Annotated in this window: 16 protein-coding genes; 9 read left to right on the top strand and 7 right to left on the bottom strand. The window is 72.2% G+C overall.

What is annotated here, in order from left to right; genetic code table 11:
- Positions 1 to 277: 277 nt before the first annotated feature.
- The 6 genes from CHAN_RS01650 (at position 278) to CHAN_RS01625 (ending at position 5,700) form a co-directional block, all read left to right on the top strand.
- On the top strand, positions 278 to 820 hold the full coding sequence (locus tag CHAN_RS01650) for an OsmC family protein (RefSeq protein WP_048740041.1): 543 nt from the start codon (positions 278 to 280) through the stop codon (positions 818 to 820).
- Between the two features lie 59 nt (positions 821 to 879).
- On the top strand, positions 880 to 1,953 hold the full coding sequence (locus tag CHAN_RS01645) for an acyl-CoA dehydrogenase family protein (protein ID WP_290291112.1): 1,074 nt from the start codon (positions 880 to 882) through the stop codon (positions 1,951 to 1,953).
- Positions 1,954 to 2,005: 52 nt separating this feature from the next.
- Entirely contained in the window at positions 2,006 to 2,572 is a 567-nt protein-coding gene (locus CHAN_RS01640; RefSeq protein WP_290291110.1) for a flavin reductase family protein, read from the top strand.
- Positions 2,572 to 3,828, top strand: coding sequence for an ABC transporter substrate-binding protein (locus CHAN_RS01635; RefSeq protein ID WP_290291108.1), 1,257 nt, complete (start codon positions 2,572 to 2,574; stop codon positions 3,826 to 3,828). Before CHAN_RS01640 ends, CHAN_RS01635 begins: the two co-directional genes overlap by 1 nt.
- Before the next feature lie 299 nt (positions 3,829 to 4,127).
- Positions 4,128 to 4,859, top strand: coding sequence for an ABC transporter permease (locus CHAN_RS01630; RefSeq protein WP_290293258.1), 732 nt, complete (start codon positions 4,128 to 4,130; stop codon positions 4,857 to 4,859).
- Positions 4,852 to 5,700, top strand: coding sequence for an ABC transporter ATP-binding protein (locus tag CHAN_RS01625; protein ID WP_290291106.1), 849 nt, complete (start codon positions 4,852 to 4,854; stop codon positions 5,698 to 5,700). Before CHAN_RS01630 ends, CHAN_RS01625 begins: the two co-directional genes overlap by 8 nt.
- A gap of 54 nt (positions 5,701 to 5,754) precedes the next feature.
- Here the strand turns inward: CHAN_RS01625 and CHAN_RS01620 are convergent, their stop codons facing one another.
- From CHAN_RS01620 to CHAN_RS01600, 5 genes are all read right to left on the bottom strand, one after another.
- Entirely contained in the window at positions 5,755 to 6,444 is a 690-nt protein-coding gene (locus tag CHAN_RS01620) for a demethylmenaquinone methyltransferase (RefSeq protein ID WP_048740036.1), read from the bottom strand.
- Positions 6,445 to 6,507: 63 nt separating this feature from the next.
- Positions 6,508 to 7,662 carry a glycosyltransferase family 4 protein gene (locus CHAN_RS01615; RefSeq protein ID WP_290291103.1) on the bottom strand — a complete coding sequence of 385 codons (1,155 nt, stop codon included), beginning with the start codon at positions 7,660 to 7,662 and terminating at the stop codon, positions 6,508 to 6,510.
- A gap of 11 nt (positions 7,663 to 7,673) precedes the next feature.
- The gene (locus tag CHAN_RS01610; RefSeq protein ID WP_290291101.1) at positions 7,674 to 8,255 is read right to left on the bottom strand and encodes a DUF3592 domain-containing protein; all 582 of its coding nucleotides are present in this window, start codon (positions 8,253 to 8,255) and stop codon (positions 7,674 to 7,676) included.
- Entirely contained in the window at positions 8,256 to 9,965 is a 1,710-nt protein-coding gene (menD, locus tag CHAN_RS01605; RefSeq protein ID WP_290293256.1) for a 2-succinyl-5-enolpyruvyl-6-hydroxy-3-cyclohexene-1-carboxylic-acid synthase, read from the bottom strand.
- A 46-nt stretch (positions 9,966 to 10,011) separates the two neighbouring features.
- Entirely contained in the window at positions 10,012 to 11,115 is a 1,104-nt protein-coding gene (locus CHAN_RS01600; RefSeq protein ID WP_290291099.1) for an o-succinylbenzoate synthase, read from the bottom strand.
- A 38-nt stretch (positions 11,116 to 11,153) separates the two neighbouring features.
- Here CHAN_RS01600 and CHAN_RS01595 point away from each other — a divergent pair, with 38 nt between their 5' ends.
- Entirely contained in the window at positions 11,154 to 12,140 is a 987-nt protein-coding gene (locus tag CHAN_RS01595; protein WP_048740031.1) for a 1,4-dihydroxy-2-naphthoyl-CoA synthase, read from the top strand.
- A 200-nt stretch (positions 12,141 to 12,340) separates the two neighbouring features.
- Here CHAN_RS01595 and CHAN_RS01590 read toward each other — a convergent pair whose 3' ends face one another.
- Positions 12,341 to 13,210: a trypsin-like serine protease gene (locus CHAN_RS01590; RefSeq protein ID WP_290291097.1), complete on the bottom strand. Its 870-nt coding sequence runs from the start codon at positions 13,208 to 13,210 to the stop codon at positions 12,341 to 12,343.
- 317 nt (positions 13,211 to 13,527) lie between these two features.
- On the opposite strand from CHAN_RS01590, the gene menE reads away from it, so the two are divergent.
- Entirely contained in the window at positions 13,528 to 14,850 is a 1,323-nt protein-coding gene (gene menE / locus CHAN_RS01585; RefSeq protein WP_290293253.1) for an o-succinylbenzoate--CoA ligase, read from the top strand.
- Positions 14,847 to 15,752: a 1,4-dihydroxy-2-naphthoate polyprenyltransferase gene (locus CHAN_RS01580; RefSeq protein ID WP_290291095.1), complete on the top strand. Its 906-nt coding sequence runs from the start codon at positions 14,847 to 14,849 to the stop codon at positions 15,750 to 15,752. The genes menE and CHAN_RS01580 overlap by 4 nt, the downstream gene beginning before the upstream one ends.
- Positions 15,753 to 15,811: 59 nt before the next feature.
- Here the strand turns inward: CHAN_RS01580 and CHAN_RS01575 are convergent, their stop codons facing one another.
- A complete protein-coding gene (locus CHAN_RS01575) occupies positions 15,812 to 16,705 on the bottom strand; it encodes a trypsin-like serine protease (protein WP_290291092.1) in 894 nt (297 codons plus the stop codon).
- Positions 16,706 to 16,924 lie beyond the last annotated feature (219 nt).

Here is a 16,924-nt window from a genome sequence, read left to right as displayed (position 1 = left end):
GGGGGCGATCACTTCCATTCACGGTGAACCCACTTCGATTCACCGTGAATCATCCGGGACGGCCGGCGCGGCGCGCCCGGACTTCGATTCACCGTGAATTCAATTCCGGCGCGACCCGCCACCTGCGGCGACGCGGTTGGGGACGGATCAACGCCACCGGCGGTCAATAGACAACTTTGTCTACCGGGTGGTGATATGTGCGGCGTGACGGCGCCGGAACCGCGGTGCCGTCGGCAGACACCGAAAAACCCCGTTTCACCGCCGAAGGGACCGCACAATGACCACCGTTTCCGCCAAGCTCCAGGGCATCGACGCCAAGGGCCTCGCCAATCTCGCCGAGACCAACAAGACCGATCCGTCCAAGGGCCGCAAGGTCCTGCACGCCGTCACCCGCTGCGAGGCCGGCTTCCGCAACGTCACCTCGGTGCGCGACACCGCCGACGTCGTCGTCTCCGAGCCCTGCGGTCTGCTGGGCGACAACGTCGCGGCCAACCCCTCCGAGGTCGTCCTCGCCGCACTGGGCTCCTGCATCTCCGTCGGCCTGCAGGCCAACGCCACCCAGCGGGGCATCGCCCTGGACAAGATCGAGCTGGTCCTCGACGGCGACATCGACATCTCCGCCGTCTGGGGCGTCGGCGACACCGACCCGGAGAAGGTCCTGGGCTTCACCGACATCCGCATCGACATCACCCTGGCCGCCGAGGGCGCCGACGAGGAAACCCTGAAGGCCATCGCCGACACGGCCATCCGCTGGTCGCCGGTCGTCGCCACGATGACCAACCCGGTCCGGGTGCACCACTCCACGACCGTCGAAAAGTAGGGCCGCCCCGCGCCCGCCCGGAGCAGACCGCCGGAACGAACCGAAGGAACCCGAAACCGATGACCACCGCCACCACCGCCCAGACCACCATCCCCGCGGCCATCCTCGACCAGGTCGCCGAACGGGCCAACGCGCTCGACGACGGCGAGGGTCGGGCCCGCTTCATCCTGCCCCCGCTCGGCGCCGAAGGGCTGCTGGGCCTGGGCGCCCCGCAGAACTCCGACGGCCACCTGCCCGACATGGTCGCGGCGGTGCGCGCCCTGGCGTCGCGGTGCATGTCCTCGGCCTTCGGCCTGTGGGCCCACCGCATGACCATCGAGTACCTGGCGCTGGCGGACACCCCCTACGCCAACTCGGTGCTGCCGGGCCTGCTGGACGGTTCCACCCCCGGCATCACCGGCATGGCGTCGGCGTTCCGCGAGGCCGCCGGCTGCGGCAGCCTCGACCTGACCGCCACCCCGACCGACGACGGCTCCGGGTACGTCCTGGACGGCGCGTTGAAGTGGGCGTCGAACCTGTACGACGACTCGATCATGGTCACCGCCGCGCGGGCGACCAACGGCGACCGCCTGCTGGTCGCGCTGCCGCTGTCCACGCCGGGCATCACGGCGGGCAACCAATTCAGCCTGATGGCGCTGGATTCCACGGCGTCGTCGTTCGTGAAGATCGAGGGCGCGCGGATCTCCGCCGACCAGGTGCTCACCACCGACTTCGAGGAGTTCCTCACCGCCTGCCGCCCGACCTTCCTGGCGCTGCAATCCGCGATGTGCTGCGGCCTGGCCGAGGCCTCGCTGGCCGCCGCCGACCAGGGGTCGCTGGGCACCAACGCCGTCTTCGCCCCGGAGATCGACCGTGCCCGCGGCTCCCTGGCGCTGGTCCGCTCCATGGTCGAGTCGGTGGCGGAGAAGACCGGCCCGGGCGTGCGCTTCGAGCGTTCCGAGCTGCTGTCCATGCGCCTGGCCGCCGCCGAGGTGGCCTCCTCCGCCGCGGCCCTCGAGCTGCGCTGCGCCGGCGGCCGCGGCTACGCGCACCGGTCGGATTCCTCGCGGCGCTTCCGCGAGGCCGCCTTCATCCCGGTGCAGTCGCCGTCGGAGGGCCAACTGCGCTGGGAACTCTCCCAGTGCGAGCGCTGACGCGCCCCGCACACGCACGACCCAACACCCGAGCACCGGAGGACACGACACCATGACGCTCACCGACGCCCCCGCACGCCCGCACATCCAGGACGACGGCCTGACCGGCGACTGGATGCGCGGCGACCAGGTCGACGGCCGCGCGCTGCGCGACACCGCCGGCGCCTTCCCCTCGGGAGTCACCGTGATCACGGCGACGGGCCCCGACGGGTCGAAGGTGGGCATGACGGTCAGCTCGTTCACCTCGGTGTCCATCGAGCCGCCGCTGATCCTGGTGTGCGTGGACAAGCGCGCCCGGTCGCTGCCGGCGTTCCGCGTGGGCACGGCGATGGGCGTCAACGTCCTGGCCAACGACCAGGCGCAGGTGGCCTTCCGTTTCGCCGGCCGCAGCGATGACCGGTTCGCCGGCGTCGCGCACGGGGAGGGCCCCAACGGCCTCCCCCTCATCGACGGCGTCGCGGCGTGGCTGAGCACCCACATCCACCGCATCTACGACGGCGGTGACCATCTGATCCTGCTGGCCCGCGTCAACGAGGTGCACCGTTCCGGCAACAAGCCGTTGCTGTACCACTCCGGCCAGATGCACGACTGGGCGCTCGCCGCCGCCGGGGGCCGTTGATGGTCGCCTTCAGCCGCCGCCGGGCGCTGGGTCTCGGGGCCGGTGCGCTGCTGGGCGGCGCGCTGGCGGCGTGCTCGCATTCCGGCGCCCGCCCCGCCTCCTCCGGCTCCCCCGGCTCCTCACCCACCGGCACCGGTTCCGCCGCCCACGACGGGCCGCCGACCGACGTGACCATCGGCTTCCTGCCCATCACGTGCTCCTCGCCGATCGTCGCCGCGGAGGCGCGCGGGATCTTCGCAAAGCACGGCCTCCGCGTCACCCTGAAAAAGTTCGCCGGCTGGGCGGAGGCGTGGAGCGCCTACGCCTCGGGCGAGCTCCACGTCGCGCACATGCTCGCGCCGATGCCGCTGGCCATCCACCACGGCCTGGCCACGCGGGCGACGCCGACGAAGCTCGCCGCCATCGCCAACGTCAACGGCCAGGGTCTCACGCTGGCCAACCGGCACATGGGCGTCGCGAAGCCGCGGGACATGGAGGGCTTCACGCTCGGCGTCCCCTTCGACTTCTCCATCCACAACCTGCTGCTGCGGGACTACCTCAGCTCCGGCGGCGTCGACCCCGACCGGGACGTGCAGCTGCGGCTGATGCGCCCCGCCGACATGGTGGCCAATCTGGCCACCGGAAACATCGACGGTTTCCTCGGCCCCGGACCGTTCAACCAGCGGTCCATCGCCGCGGGCCACGGCCACCTGCACCGGCTGACCGGCGACATGTGGGACGGGCACCCATGCTGCTGCCTGGCCGCAAACGCCGACTGGGCGGCAGACAACCCCGGCGCGTACCGGGCGCTGACCGCGGCGGTCGCCGAGTCGGCGCTGTGGTGCGACCATCCGCACCATCGCGTCGGGGTCGCCGAGACCCTCGCGCCGGAGAAATACCTGAACCAGAAGCCGGAGCTGCTCGCGTCGGTGCTCGCCGGGTCCGCCGCCGCAGGCTCGGGCCGCGAGCCCGTCGACCCGACCGTCGCCGCCAAGCGCGTCAGCTTCCGGCCCCTGCCGGAGGTGCCCGCCGGGATGTGGATGGGCACGCAACTGTCCCGGTGGGGCCTCGGCGACATCGCCGACCGGGGCGACACCGCCGGCCTGCGCCGCGCCGTCGAGGACGTCTTCGACGTCGCGGGCGCCGCCGACGCGCTCGCCCGGCTCGGCCCCGCCGCACCCGCTCCCCGCCCCGCCCCCGAAACCTTCGAGGTCAACGGCCGCCGCTTCGACGCCGCGGACCCGTGGGCCTGGACCGACAAGGAGATCCCCCGATGAGCGACGCCATCACCGTCACCGACCGCCGCACCTCCCCATCCGGCAGTTCTTCGCGTGCCGGCGAGCAGGGTGCCGGCAGTTCGCGTGGCGGCACCGTGCTTGACGGCACCGTGCTTGACGACGGCCCGGCCTCCCCCGCGAGCGGCGCACAGGGTGCCGGCTCCGCCGCCGCTGCCGGCGGCGGGGGCGCTTCCGGTGCGGCCGAGGCGTCGTCACGCAACCTGCCGTCGGCCCGCACCGCGCTCGCCGATGCCGCCCGCTCCCCCATCCTGCGGGGCGCGGCGGTGTTCCTGGCGTGCATGGCCGTGATCGTCGGGCTGTGGCAGGCGGCGATCGCCGCGGGCCTGCTGACCGGCCTCGCCCCGGGGCCCGCCGACGTGTGGGCGCGCGGCACCGAGATCCTGTCGGACCCGTTTTACCGGGACGGGCCGTCGAGCGTCGGCATCTTCTGGCACCTCGCGGCCAGCCTGCGGCGCGTGCTGCTGGGCTTCGCCATCGCCGCGGCCGTCGCCATCCCCATCGGCTTCGTGCTCGGGATGATCACCCCGCTGCGGTGGGGCCTGGAACCCCTCGTGCAGGTGCTGCGCCCCGTGTCGCCGCTGGCATGGCTGCCCATCGGCCTGGCGCTGCTGCGGGATTCGGAGAACACCGCGCTGTTCGTGATCATCATGTCCGCCCTGTGGCCGATGCTGCTGCAGACCATCGCCGGCGTCATGGGCATCGACCCGCTGTACCGCGACCTGGCGCGCACCCTGGGCACCAACCGCCGCGACACGTTCCGCCACATCCTGCTGCCCGCCACCCTGCCGTCGATCGTCACCGGCATGCGGCTGTCGCTGTCGACCGCGTGGCTGGTCATCATCGCCGCGGAGATGCTCGTCGGCGGCCGCGGCATGGGCTACTTCGTGTGGAACATGTGGAACCGCCTGGACATCGCCGCCATCGTCGTGGCCATCGTCGTCATCGGCGCGGCGGGGTTCGTCCTCGACCAGATCGTCTCCAACATCCAGAAGGTGGTCCCCAGTGCCTGATCAAATCGAGGCAACCCGGCGCGGCGGCGGGGCCGTCGCCACGCAATCGCCCGACCCGGCGGACGGACGCCCCCGCCACCTCAGCTTCCGCGGCGTGGCCAAGAGCTACCCGGCCGCCCGCCGCCGCACCGCCGACACGGTGGTGCTCGACGGCATCGACCTGGACCTGGCGCACGGGCAATTCGTGTCGGTGCTCGGGCCGTCGGGCTGCGGCAAGTCGACGCTGCTGACCATGGCCGCAGGACTGTCCCGCCCGACCGCGGGGTCCGTCGAGCTGGACGGCCGGGAAGTCACCGCACCCGGCCCCGACCGCGGCATGGTGTTCCAGCAGCACGTCCTGCTGCCGTGGATGACCGCCCTGGGCAACGTGAAATTCGCCCTGCGCAGCGCCCGCCCCGAGCTGACGGACGCCGAACGCGACGACATCGCCCGCCATCACCTGTCGATGGTCCACCTCGACCACGCCATCGATCGCAAACCCGGCGAATTGTCCGGCGGCATGCGGCAGCGCGTCGGCATCGCGCGGGCGTTCGCCATCCACCCCAGCGTGCTGCTTCTCGACGAACCGTTCGGCGCACTCGACGCCCTCACCCGGTTGTCGCTGCAGCGGCAATTGCTGGAGGTGTGGGAAAACGACCGCCGCACCGTGCTGATGGTCACCCACGACGTCGACGAGGCCCTGCTGCTGTCCGACCGCATCATCGTCCTCGGCGGCGGCTCGCCGGCGCGCATCATCCACGACGTCGAGGTCCCCTTCGCCCGCCCCCGGCGCGCCGAAGACGTCGAGCTCGACCCCGATTACCTGGCGCTGAAGCGCACGCTCATCCGGTCGCTGACGTAGCGCGCCCCACTATCGGGCGCCCCGCTTTCGGACGCGCAATGCTGGGCGCGCCCCCTACCCCGCCTTGACGGCCGAGTGCAGGGCGGCGATGCCGAAGGTCATGTTCCGCCAGCCGCAGTCGGTCCAGCCGTTGCGGTTGATCTCGCGGGCCAGTTCGTCCTGCCCGGGCCAGGCGCGGATGGATTCGGCGAGGTAGACGTAGGCGTCCGGGTTGGACGACACCGCCTTGGCCACCGCCGGCAGCGCCCGCATGAGGTACTCCTTGTACACCGTCCGGAACACCGGGACGGTCGGGGTGGAGAACTCGCACACCGTCAGGCGGCCGCCCGGGCGGGTGACGCGGGCCATTTCGCGCAGCCCGGCGCGGAAGTCGTGGATGTTGCGCAGGCCGAAGCTGATGGTCACCGCGTCGAAGGTCCCGTCGGGGAACGGCAGGTTCATGCCGTCGCCGCACACCTTGGGCACGTCGCGGTGGGCACCGGCCTTGAGCATGCCGCGCGAGAAGTCGCAGGCGATGACCGTCGCCCCGGACGACGCCAGGGACACGGTGGACACGGCGGTGCCGGCGGCGAGGTCGAGCACGAGCTCACCGGGCGCCAGATCCAGGCGGCGCGCGGTTTCGCGGCGCCAATGCGCGTCGATGCCGCCGCTGAGCACCGTGTTGGTGATGTCGTAGTTCTTGCCGACGCCGTCGAACATCGACGCGACGTCGCGGGGGTCCTTGCCCAGATCTGCCCTAGCCACCCCGCCAGGCTACGCGACGGCCCCCGCCACCCGCGACGGGAGCACCACCGAACCCCGCCGGCGCTACGCGGCGGTGGTGCGGCGCAGGGAACCCGGATGCGCGCCGCTGACGGCGGCGTAGTGGCCCATCAGCTGCTCGCACAGGGCCGACCAGGTGCGCTCGCTGACGGTGTCGCGGCACACGCGGCGCATCCGCTCCGCGGCGGCTGGGTCGTCCGGGAAAATGAGCTTGTCGACGGCCTTGCCCAGATCCCGGACGAACGACCCGGGAGGCAGCAGATCGCCGTTGACGCCGGGCGTGATCAGGTCGCGGGGGCCGCCGGCGTTCGGGGCGATGGCCGGCACGCCCGAGGCGTGGGCCTCCTGCACCGCCTGGCAGAACGTCTCGAAGTCGCCGGTGTGGACGAACAGGTCCAGGCTGGCGAAGGCCTGCGGAAGATCCTCGCCGGTGAGCTGCCCGGTGAACACGGCGTCGGGCATCTTCTTCTGCAGGTCGGCGCGCTCGGGGCCGTCGCCGACGATGACCAGCTGGATGTCGTCGCGCTTGGCCAGCGCGGCCAGGCGGCCCACGGACTTCTCCGCCGCCAGGCGGCCGACGTAACCGACGATGGGCTTGCCCTCCGGGCTCCACATCCTGCGCAGGGCCTCCGAGCGCTTCGCCGGGTGGAAGCGGACGGCGTCGACGCCGCGGCCCCACTTGTGCACGTTGCGGATGCGGTGGCGGCCCAGATCCTCGATGGTCGGCGACGAGGGCGCCAGGGTGCGGGCGCAGGAGTTGTGGATGATCCGCGTCCAGCCCCAGGCCGCCGTCGACAGCCCCGCCAACTTGTAGTTCTTGGCGAAGCCCGCGACATCGGTCTGGTACACGGCCACCGCGGGGATGCGCAGGGTCTTGGCGGTGAACGCCCCGGCGGCGCCGAGGACGAAGGGCGAGGCGAGGTGCACGACGTCGGGCTTGTACTTGGCCAGGATCGCGGCCATGCGCGCCTCCGGGACGCCGATGGGCAGCGAATCCACCATCGGCACCATGACCGTGGGCACCCGTTCGATGCGGAATCCCCGGTAGGACTCGTGCTCCTCCTGGAACGGCCTCGCGCCGGGGGCGATCACCAGCGCTTCGTGGCCATGGTCGTCCAGGTACTCGAGCACCCGGAGGACGGAGTTGGTCACGCCGTTGATGTTCGGCAGGAAGCTCTCCGCAACAATCGCAACTCGCATGCGCTCCACCATCACATGCCCACCTCACCTCGCGGTGTCGATCGGGTAACGGTTGCGGGAGCATCAAGTGAACGCCGGGTGGCCCGGATGCTCAGCCACCACAGCGGGGCGGCGATGATCAGCCCGACGACGAAGACGCTCAGCGCCGGGATGATCGACAGCGTCCACCGCCTCCCCTCCACTCGCACCCGCTCCGGGTCGCCGCGGTCGTATTCCACGCGGACCCGCTGCCCCTTCTCCAGCCCGACCGGGTAGAGCAGGCCGTTCGGCGGCGACCTGAACTCGCCGGTCTCGTCGACGAAGTCCACGGCGGTGCGCAGCGTGCCGACGTGCCGCACCGACGCCACCGCCCGCCCGGTGTCGGACTCGATCGCCCGGTCATTCGACCACGCGCCGAAGACCAGGCCCGCGCAGACGACGAAGAGGCAGATGAGCAGGAACAGGATCAGCTGGCGCAGCCGGCGCGGCCACCCCGCGGGCCCGCGGCGGCCGCTGCCCCGGCCCCTCCCGCGCGCACCACCGATCCCCGCCGCGCCGCCGATTCCCGCCGCGCCGCCGGCGCCCATCTCTCCGCTCCCCGTCTGCCCGGACATCTAGGACAGAGCCGCCTTCCGCGCCAGGGCGTCGTGAAGCTCCCTGCGGCCCGCCCTCGACGTGGCCACCTCGACCACCCGGATGCCGTCGACGTCGGTGTCCGGGTGCAGGACCGCGAGCAGGTCGGGCAGGTCGCGGACCTCCTCGTGCTCCACCCCGTAGGCGGCGCACAGCGCGGCGAGGTCCACCGAATGCGGCGTGCCGAAGACCCTCTCGAAGCTTCCCCGCAGCGCCGGCGCGCCGGCTTCGAGGGTCTCGAAGATGCCGCCGCCGGAGTCGTTGGCCACGACGATGGTCAGCGACTCGGGCCGCGGTTCGCCGGGGCCGATGCTCAGCGCGCCGGCGTCGTGGAGGAACGTCAGGTCGCCCATCAGGGCGATCGTGCGCGGCGGGCGGATCTCGTCGGCGTGCGCGCGGTCCCGGGCGAGCGCGACGCCGATGGCCGTGGCCACCGTCCCGTCGATGCCCGCCGCCCCGCGCCCGGCGTGCACGTCGACGCCCGGGAACGGCAGCCCCGCCCACGACGCGTCGCGCACCGGGTTCGACGCGCCCAGCACCAGCTGCTCGCCGGTGCGCAGGCTGTCGGCGACGGCCGCCGCGACATGCAGCCCCGACAGCGATTCCACCGGCTCCGCCAGCACGTCGCGCACCGCCGACACCGCCAGATCGGATGCCGCGCCGCAGATCTCCAGCCACGCTTCGGGGCATTCGCCGACCGCTTCGACGCCCGCCGCGACGCACCGCGCGTTGGCGGTGACGTCCGGGTAATCGTCGCCGTCTGCGATGACCGTGACGTCGATGCGCGGGTCCGCCAGCAGCCGCGCCACGCCGCGGTGCAGCGTCGGGCGGCCGAGCACCACGATCTGCTCCGGGCGGCAGTCATCGCGGCCGAACGTCGCCGCCGCCAGCGGATGCACGGGCGTTTCCGGCGCCGGCGCATTCGGTTCGGCGATGGTCGGCACCGCCGCCAGCTCCGGCAGGTCGGGCGCGCCGGAGCCCACGATGACCAGCGTCTTCTTCCCCAGATCGAGCTTGACGACGCTCGCGAGCCCCGGCTTCGGCCCAGCCATGTGGCGCACCCGCGTCCACGGCCCGTCGGCGCGGCCGGCGGGCAGCTCCGGCAGGCGTTCCTCGTCGGGCACCAGCGGCTCGACCAGCCGGACGTTCAGGTGGACGGCCCCGCCGCGCCCGGGGGCCAGCGCAGCGGCGACCATGCGGTCGACCCGCGCCCGCAGCGCCGCCGCGCCGGATTCGGGCAGCGGAGCCGTGCCGTCGACGTCGACCTCGGAGACGCTGGCGTCGTCGAAAAGCCGGTCCTGCACGATGGTCTGGTTCGCGCCCGTGCCCCGGTACGACGCCGGGCGATCCGCGGTCAGCGCCATCAGCGGCACCCGCGAATACGTGGCCTCCACCATCGCGGGCAGCAGATTGGCCACGGCGGTGCCCGACGTCACCGCCACCGGCGTCACCGTGCCCGTCGCCGCGGCCAGGCCCAGCGCGAGGAAACCGGCCGAGCGTTCGTCGGCGCGGACGTGCAGGCGCAGGCGCCCGGCGCGCTCGGCGGACAGCAGCGCGCGGGCCAGCGGCGCCGACCGCGAACCCGGGCACACGACCGCCTCGCGGGTGCCGCAGCGGATCAGCTCATCGACGATGAGCCCCGCCACGACCTCCGAAGGGGCCGGATTGCCGTCATTTCCATTGCCGTCCATCACGCTGCCAAGGGTAGTGGAGCGCGCTCGGCGGCCGAGGGGTGGCTCAGCCGAGCACGCCCAGCGCCGATTCCAGCCGGCGGAACCACCAGTCGCGGCGGCCGCCCGGCGCGGCGCACTCCTCCATCACCGCGGCGTCGGGCGTCACGGGACCCACGGCGATGCGGCCGTCGACGATGGGCCGCTCGGCGACGTCCACCGCGAACAGGGATCCCGTCGCCAGGCCGGCGGCGTTGGGGTGGACGGGGGTGCCGTCGTCGTCGTGAATCGGCGGCAGCGCGGCGACCGCCCGCAGGCCCGCGCCCATGCCCACCGCGGACTCCAGCGCCGAGGACACGGTGACGGGCACGCCGAAGCGGCCGATCTCCTCCGCCACCCGCACCACGGCGCCGACCCCGCCCAGCGGCGCCGCCTTGACCACGGCGACGTCGCACGCGCCGGCGCGGACCACGGCCAGCGGGTCGTCGGCCTTGCGGATCAGCTCGTCGGCCGCGACGCGCGCGAAAATCCCCGTCCGCTGGAGGGTGCGGCGGACCTCGGCGAGCTCGTCGACGGTGCGGCACGGCTGCTCCACGTAATCCAGCGGGCCGCCGCGGGTCAGCGCCGCGATGGCGTCGACGGCCTCCGCGGGCGTCCACCCCCCGTTGGCGTCGACGCGCACGCGCGGGTACTCGTGCCGGGCCGCGAACCAGGCCCGGACGGCCTCCACGCGGGCGACGTCATCGGCGAGCGCCTGCCCCGGCTCGGCCACCTTCACCTTCACGGTCGTGCAGCCCGGGTACCGCTCCAGCAGCTTGGCGACGGCCTCCCCATCCGCCGCGACATCCACCGCCGGAATGGTCGCGTTGACCTCCACCGAATCCACCAGCGGGGCCGGCGGTGCGCCCCACCCCATCTCCAGCGTGCACCGCAGCCACCGCGACGCCTCCTCCGCGCCGTATTCCGGGAACGGGGACCACTCCACCCAGCCGCCGGGGGCGTCGAAAAGCATGACCTCCCGGACGTCCACGCCGCGGAAGCGCGTGCGCAGCGGCAGCGCGACCACGCGGGCGCGGTCGAGGAGATCGGTGAGGGCCGGGAGGTCGGGGAGGTTTGGCAGAGCGGGGAGATCTGGCGGTGCGGTGAGATCGGGGCGATCGGTCCGGGACATGGGGCCATCGTGCCACGGCGACCCGATAACCTTGGGCCATGACCGACCAGAACGCTCCCGCCGGCCGCGACGCCGGCGCCACCGCCAATCCGTTCCGCCCCGACCAGTGGAAGGCGGTGCCCGGGTTCGAGGACCTGACGGACATCACCTACCACCGCCACGCCGGCGAGGGCCGGGCCAACGGCATCGTCCGCATCGCCTTCGACCGGCCGGAGGTGCGCAACGCCTTCCGCCCCCACACCGTCGACGAGCTGTACCGGGCGCTCGACCACGCGCGCCGCACCCCGGACGTGGGCGTGGTGCTGCTGACCGGCAACGGGCCGTCGCCCAAGGACGGCGGTTGGGCGTTCTGCTCCGGCGGCGACCAGCGCATCCGCGGCCGGTCCGGGTACCAGTACGCCACGTCGCACGACTCCGACGTCGAGGCCGCCACCGCCGACTCCGTGGACGAGGCCCGCGCGAAGGTCGAGGGCGGGCGCCTGCACATCCTGGAGGTGCAGCGGCTGATCCGCACCATGCCGAAGGTGGTCATCGCCGTGGTCAACGGCTGGGCGGCCGGCGGCGGGCATTCCCTGCACGTCGTCGCGGACCTGACGCTGGCGTCACGCGAGCACGCCCGCTTCAAGCAGACCGACGCCGACGTCGGCTCCTTCGACGCCGGCTACGGCTCCGCGTACCTGGCCAAGCAGGTCGGCCAGAAGTTCGCGCGCGAGATCTTCTTCCTCGGCCGCCCCTACGACGCCGAGACCATGCAGCGCATGGGCGCCGTCAACGAGGTCGTCGACCACGCCGACCTGGAGGACGTCGCCGTGGAGTGGGGGCGTGCCATCAACGGCAAGTCGCCGACGGCGCAGCGCATGCTGAAGTTCGCCTTCAACCTCACCGACGACGGCCTGATGGGCCAGCAGGTGTTCGCCGGCGAGGCCACCCGACTGGCGTACATGACCGACGAAGCCGTCGAGGGCAAGAACGCCTTCCTGGAAAAGCGCGACCCCGACTGGGACGACTTCCCCTTCTACTACTGAGGGGCTGCTTTCCGCCGACGGGGCGGCGCTGCGTCTTCGCTCACGGCGCTCCGTCGCCGCCCACGGCGCCGCTGCCGACCCGGACATGAAAAACCCGCCGCGGACCACGTGCTGTGGTCCGCGGCGGGTTCGCCGTTCGGCGGTGCGCTCGCGGCGCGCCGCCGGCGCGGGCGCGCCTTCGCGCGCTACCGCGTGGCTCCTTACAGGGAGCCGGCGCCGACGATGTTGATGATCTCCGCCGTGCCCGGGATGACCGGCAGCAGCGGGATGATGGAGCCGCCGCCCGGGACCTCCGGATCGTCACCCGGCTCGGTGCCCGGGTCGGTGCCCAGGAGGTTGTTGATCCATTCCTGCAGGCCCGGGACGTCCATGGAGGCGTGCATGTAGGTGCCGGAGATGTTCACCGGGTTGGTGATGGAGCCGATGCCCACCGACAGGACGCCCGCGACCTTGCCGTTGACGAACAACGGTCCGCCGGAGTCGCCCTGCTGCAGCTGGGCGGGGCGCTTCGACGTGGTGACGTACGCCTCGCTGGACTTGTACAGCGGGTGCTGTTCCTTGGTCTTGATGTCGATGTCCGTGCGCGGCAGTCGGCCGGTCGCGCCCATGCCCAGGGTGGACCAGCCGTAGGCGGAACCCTGCTGGTTCGAAACGTTGTTGAAGTCGATGCCCACGGGCTCGACGTTGAGATCGCGGGTCACGTGCAGCAGGGCGACGTCGCCGAGCGCCGGGTTGGTCTCCAGGGCGCTGTGGGCCTCGTTGACCTGGAAGGTGTTCTCCTCGTTGCCCAGTCGGCCTTCCTTGGTGGTCACCGTGCCGGAGATGCGGCCCTGCGCATCGCGGGCGAGGCCCTCGATGCAGTGCTGGGCGGTGAGCACCCACTGCTTGGTGACGGCGGTGCCCGTGCACTCGGCGATGCCGTCCTTGTTGAGCATGTGGATGCGGACGACGGCGTCGCGCTCGGCGGGCGGGCCATCGAAGCTGCCGAAGACGAGGGCGTTGGCGGGTGCGGCGGCGACGCCGATGAGGGCGGCGGCCGCGACGACGGACGTGGTGACGCGACGGAGCATGCGGGGTTCCTTCACTTGGTTGCCTTGTGATGCGACCCGGAGGGCCGCGGCCCGACGTCGTCCGCGCGCGGCATTACCGCAGCCTTCGGGGCGCATCTTCCTGAAGATCCGGCCTCGACCGAAGGTTGCCGACACGGCGGACGAATTCGTCGAAACTGCACTGATCATATTGGTCCCTCCCCGAAACCGAAAGATGGGGAACCAAATTCACCGGGTTGCGCACCCGGAGGCGGCGCTCCCCGCGTGCGCGGCGTGCACCTACCCTGACAATCGTGAATGCCCCAGACCCCGTTACGCACCCGTTGGTTCCCTTGCCCATGTGGCCGGGCGTCCGCGCCTTGGAGGCGGTGCCCGCACTGGCAAAAGCCCTGGACGGAAACGCAAATGTGCTACCCGTGCCGGCCGATGATCCGGTGCGCGCCGAGTTGCTGGAGCGCACCCAGCGGGCGGGCGAGCCGATCGCCGCGGACGTCGCGATCGTCGCCTGCACCTCGGGTTCGACGGGCACCCCCAAGGGGGCAATGTTGACGGCCGCGAACCTGCGCGCGTCGATCGACGCCACGCATGCGCGCCTCGGTGGCCCGGGGCAGTGGCTCTTGGCCACTCCCCCGGTCCACATCGCGGGCCTGCAGGTGCTGCTGCGGACGTTGCGGGCGGGTGAGGTTCCCGTCGCCATGGAGCTTGACGACGGCTTCCGCCCAGCCGCTTTGGCCGAGGCGATCGGGGCGATGACCGGGCGACGCCGGTACACGTCCGTCGTTCCGCTGCAGCTGCGCCGGATCCTCGATGACGCCGACGTGACCGCGGCGCTGGCGTCGCTCGACGGCGTGCTCGTCGGGGGCCAGGCCACCGCGCCGGAGTTGCTCGCCCGGGCGCGCGCGGCGGGCATCACCGCGGTGACCAGCTACGGGTCGTCCGAAACTTCCGGCGGCATCGCCTATGACGGCGTCCCGCTCGACGGCGCCCGGGTGACCGTGGAGGCGGACGGGGACGCCGGCCCGGGATCGGATGCGCACGAGGGGCGCATCGTCATCGAGGGGCCGATGGTGGCGCGCGGCTACCGCAACGTCGATTCGCCGGATCTGAAGCCGAGCCCGTGCCGGGTTCCGCGCGACCGCAATGGCGGAGTCGGCGGTGGAGCCGGGTGCGGGGTGTTCCGCACCTCGGACGCCGGCCGCATCGACGACCGCGGCGACCATGTCGTGGTGACGGTTCTCGGCCGCATGGACGACGTCATCATCTCCGGCGGCTTGAAATTCCTGCCCGGGCCCATCGAGGACGCGTTGACCTCGCTGGACGGCGTGGCCGACGCCGCCGTCGTCGGAGTCCCCGATCCGGAGCTCGGCCGCGCCGCCGTCGCCGCCGTGACCCTCGCCCCGGACCGCGCTGAGCCGAACGCGACCCCCTCAGCCGACGGCACCCCACCCGTGAACCCCACGGACGTTGACGCCACCGGTCCAACCCACGACCGCGCCGTCTCCGACGAATTCCGCCGCCGCCTCGCCCCTCTCCTCGGGAAACACCAATTGCCGAGGGCGGTGTTCGTCGTCAAGCACATGCCCACCCTGCCCAGCGGAAAGCTGGACCGGGCGGGCCTGGCCGGGACGCTCGCCACGCGATGGGGGATGATGTCCGAATGACCGCCCGCACCACCCCCCGCCCCGCAGACCGGCCCGCGACCTTCGCCGACTGGCTCGAAGGCGCCCGCCCCCACACGTGGGCCAACGCCTTCGCCCCCGTCGTCGCCGGCGTCGGCGCGGCCGCCCACCACTCCGACGTGCTGTGGGGCCGCGCCGCGCTGGCGCTCATCGTGGCGTGGGCGCTGATCGTCGGCGTCAACTACGCCAACGACTACTCCGACGGCGTACGCGGCACCGACGACGACCGCTCCGGCCCCCTGCGCCTGACCGGATCCGGCCTGGTGCCGCCGAAACTGGTCAAAGCCGCCGCGTTCGCCGCGTTCGGTATCGCGGGCGTCGCCGGCCTGGTGCTCGCCGTGCTCAGCGCATGGTGGCTGGTGCTCGTCGGCGTGGCGTGCATCGCCGGCGCGTGGTTCTACACCGGCGGCGACAACCCCTACGGGTACCGCGGCCTGGGCGAGGTGGCGGTGTTCATGTTCTTCGGGCTCGTCGCGGTGCTCGGGACCGAGTTCACCCAGGCCGGGCGGACCAGCTGGCCCGGCGTGGCGGCGGCGGTGGCCGTCGGCGCGATCTCCGCTTCCGTGAATCTGGCCAACAACCTGCGCGACATCCCCTCCGACACCGAAGCCGGCAAGGTCACGCTGGCCGTGCGGCTCGGCGACGCCGGCACGCGCAAGGCGTGGGTCGCGCTGGCGTGCGCCCCGCTGATCGCATCGGTGGCGCTGGCGTTCGCCACCCCGTGGGCGCTGGCCGGACTGCTCGCGGCGCCGCTGATCTTCGTCGCCTCGCGGCCGGTGACCGGAAACGCGAAGGGCCCGGCGCTCATCCCCGTGCTGGGGATGGCCGGCCGGGCCATGCTGCTGTGGGCCGTGGTCACGGCCCTGGCGCTCGCGCTGGGATAGCGGGGCGGCGGGTGGCAGAGCGCCCGGTCAGCGGAGACCACGCCGCCGCTGCGGCGAAGCTAATCCGTTGAGGCCGCCTCGGCGCCGGGCAGCTTCGGCATACCCGGCAGAGCGATATCCGCGGAACCGGACGGCAGCTCGATGTCCCCGAGGCTGCCGAAGATGTCCAGGCTGCCGGGCTTTCCGGGGCCGATGGGGGCGCCGGGGTTCAAGGTGGACTGCATCCACGCGTGGAACTTATTGGGGGTGGAGACCTCCGCCACCGGCGTGATGTCGTACCCCGGACGGGTGAGCCTCTTCACCATCACTCCGATGAGCTTCCCCTCCGACGCCACCAGTCCCCCGATATCCGCCGGCATGATCGCGCGGTTGATGGAGTACACGCTGATTTCGGGGTGGTACGTCGGCCCGGAATTCGGCGTCATGAGGAAGCCGGCCCCCCACGCGCGCTGCTTCCCTTCCTCCGTCTCACTCAGAGTCCATCCCGCGGAAACCCTGTTGTAGATCTCCGACACATCCGCATCGGGATCCAGCGCGTACATGTCAGACGTGGTCGGTTCACTCGGATCGACGGGGAGCGGAGCCACGCCGGAAGGCTCGTCCAGCTCCACCAGCGCCACCTTTCCGCCCGCGGAAGCCGGGGCCACGGCCACGGATCGGATCCCGATCCTCTTCATCTCCGCCCCCTCCCCGGTCACCACGGTGCCGCTCTGCGCGCCCTCGACGCACACCGCCGCGGTGAGCACCCATTGATCGGCCACGACGGTGGCCGAACAGGAATCGTTCCCATCCGCCATGACCCTGACATGGGCCGCGGAAACCTGTTCCGTCACCTGCTGTTCGATGACGTCCTGCCAGTTGTACTCAGCCTTGGCGACGGGCGCCGCGACCATGGACGCGGCGAATACCGTGACGGTCGCTGCCGCGAGTGCGGGAAAAAACCTGCGTTTCATGGATCCAAACTCCTGGCTCAGCCGCCGCCGACGAGTTCAGCGGCGAACGGTGGTCGAAAGCCGGCCCTCGTCGACCGGCCCCGACTCGCACGCTAGGGCCCCCGCCCTCCGCGAACCAGGGATTGTTTCGCCCCATGACCTATTCAGTGGTCGCCCGTTGCGGGCGTCGCCGTCGAGCGCCACGGGGGACGCGGCGTCGCCAAGCAAAAGCGATAATGG

This window comes from Corynebacterium hansenii (assembly GCF_030408795.1).
GTDB classification, from domain to species: Bacteria; Actinomycetota; Actinomycetes; order Mycobacteriales; family Mycobacteriaceae; genus Corynebacterium; species Corynebacterium hansenii.
The sequence above is the reverse complement of the archived record's forward strand: the minus strand, read 5'-3'. Positions and strand labels throughout refer to the sequence as shown.